Consider the following 2,860-nt stretch of genomic DNA (forward strand, 5'->3'; position numbering starts at 1 on the left):
AATGGCATCGGTGGCGCGAGCGACCCACGAGTGGCACTCAGGGACAAGTTAATACTCCTTCTCATGCACGGTGGCGGGTTACGCGAAAGTGAAGCTTTAACGCTTTGGGTGACAGACGTGTTTGAAGATCCCTATGAGCCAGATAGTGCTATCGTTCGAATTTACAACGAAATAGATGGCAAAGCCCCTGATGGTTGGCGAAGTCGTTCTGGTACACCAAACAGAGAAGCATATCTAAAGGAGCAATATGCTCGCATCCCTCGCCAGCGCATGAAAGGCACAGCTCATCTTGGTTGGAAGAACCGTGTGGTTGACCACAAAGACAACTACATACAGGTTCAATGGTTTCCAACTGACTATGGCAAAGTGTTTATGTCACTTTGGAAAAACTACCAAAAGTACCGCGCCAGCATCGACTGTCATCACCCTTATGCGTTTATTTCGTTTCATCATAGCGCTATCGGCAACCCTTACACCATCAACGCCTTCCATGATAACTACGCCAACGGCTTGAAGCGCATTGGTTTAGAGCCGAGCAAGGCAGAAGGCTTAGATCCACATGGGCATCGCCATAATTACGGCAGACGATTAGAACGTTCAGGATTGAACCCGTTGGTAATTCGACGCTGTATGCACCATAAGTCCCTAGACTCACAAATCCCCTACACAGGCAAAGGCCAGCAGGAAATCTCTGATGAACTGACCCAAGCGACGTTGCAACTGGCAAACCCTGAATCCAAAGTCAAAGCGCTCGACTGGAAAGCACTCGTTGAGCATGGGTTTGATGACGTCGACCCGCAGGGCTATTTCACAGGCAAGCATCCTAAATTGAGAGGTAAATAATGGCGAGAAAACATGACGGACGTTCATCGGATTCATCCTTCTCTTGGATGCTCACCACACTTGGTGCTGAGTGGCAACAATGGCAGGAGTTGGCAGCCGAGTGGATGGCCGCACAAACCACAGCGATTGACACTAAACAATTAGCTTTGGCTCGCTTCTTCGAGTCCTACCTTTCTGAATGTGCACCCTATGCCATCAGCAATATTGACCTGTTCTTTAAGGGTTATAACGGTCATCAATGCTCTAGTGAAGAGTTAGAAAAACTAGTTAAAAAAACGCAAAAAGCCCCCACAAACATCCAAAAAGGCGTGAACTATCCTTGCGACTTCATCGACTTTGTTATTGAAAAAGTGTTCTCCGAAGAAGATGACCATGGCAGACTTGTTCCACTGGTTCAAAACCCTCTCAGCAAAATCAAACAACAAGCTAGTGCGACTGAAACAGTGCGCAATCCTCTGCCGTATCGCTATATTCAAAACCTGCGCCAAATCATCTGTCCGTTGCCTGATAAAACTGAACTGACCGTCATTGAGCAAAACCTCAAGGACGATGAGTCTCTGCTTCCTGCCTATCACTATCGACATTTCAAGCACTGGACATGGGCGCAGCAGCAAACAGGGCAAGAGGTAGCAGGTGGCGATGGCGACTGGTTTGAAGTAGAGCCAGAGCTGATTGATGGGTCCGACCCTGATTGTGTGTGGCGCACCAAAGAGGTGACTCGCCATATTAAAGGAGAGGGGAAGAAGAAAATCACCGTCCATCAAATCTGGTCGCCTGTCAAAGCAATGGTGATTTTCATGAAGCTCCACCTACCACTGCGTACCTATCAGGTGCGTATGCTAGACAGTGGTGAAGCCGATACATGGCGCTATGAAAACGGTCAATGGGTAAAGAACACCCAACATGATTTTGCACTTGGCAGCGAGAAACGCCCATTCGGAAAAGGTATCTTCCGCCGTATTCACGACACCATGACTGGGCTGTATTCTACAGGCTTGTATATCAACACCAATAAGACTGCGGATCAAAACAAAGATGAGCTAGAGCGTGGTTATATCATCCCTTGGCAAAACGAGGAAGTGCTGTACTGGCTTGAGAAACTGCGTAACTGGCAAGAAAAATACAACCCGATTACAAAACCTACCGATTGCACCACACTGCTGAGAAAACACACGGGTAATAAAAAGTCGAACAAACAGCTAGAAAGCATGGCCGAGATTGCCTTTCTGTTTCGTGACGCATCTGCAAAAGGTGAGGATAAATTAAAACCTATAAGGTACAACTCGCTAGATGCTTTCTGGTATCGACTCTTATTGGCGCTAGAAAACCAACTGGCAGAGCGTGGGAATACCCTAGATAACGGAGAACGGCTAAAACTGGTTGTGGATTACCCTGAAGGTACTAAAGAGAGTGATAAATATGCCACACTTTTTCCCCTACACAGCTTACGAGTCTCACTCATCACGGCGTATACAATGGATACGCAACTACCATTGCCTGTCATTTCTAAGCTATTGGCGGGGCATACACGCCTGTTGATGACTATCTACTACAACAAAATTACCCCGTCCGTGATGGCAGAGAAAATGGATGAAGCGCATGGTGAGTTGGATGCCAAATCCAAACAATCAGTGCGCAACTTCCTTAAGGACGCCTCGATGGAACAAATTCAGTGCAAAATGGTGTATCACAGCGATGATAGTATTCAGGCGGCACTGGTTAACCGCAACCCGATAGGCTGGGAAGAACGCTCGTGTGGGATGTGTCTGGTAGGCGGTAACACTGTGAAATCGGATGAAGTCAGTACCCTTGGTGGCTGTTGGAACGGTGGTGAGTTGATTAATAATGCAAAAACTGTCAGTCAGCGCATTTATGGTAGCGTACCCCACGGCGCTGAAAACTGTATTCGCTGTCGCTGGTTCATTACCGAGGCACGATACCTGCCTGCGCTTAATGCCCACTTCAATCAACTGAGCTACAAAGCACATCAGGCCGCTAACCTATCGGTGGAAATTGA

2 protein-coding genes are annotated in these 2,860 nt (G+C 47.6%); both read left to right on the forward strand.

Annotation, left to right across the window (positions count from 1 at the left end):
• The first annotated feature begins 6 nt into the window (after positions 1-6).
• Positions 7-843 (forward strand): gamma-mobile-trio recombinase GmtY, encoded by an 837-nt coding sequence (gmtY, locus tag BCU91_RS06950; RefSeq protein ID WP_277869335.1) that lies wholly within the window; start codon positions 7-9, stop codon positions 841-843.
• On the forward strand, positions 843-2,860 hold a 2,018-nt coding region (locus BCU91_RS06955; protein WP_102531177.1), incomplete at its 3' end, for an integrase family protein. The genes gmtY and BCU91_RS06955, both read left to right, overlap by 1 nt.

The organism is Shewanella sp. 10N.286.52.B9 (genome assembly GCF_002873635.1).
Lineage (GTDB): Bacteria > Pseudomonadota > Gammaproteobacteria > Enterobacterales > Shewanellaceae > Shewanella.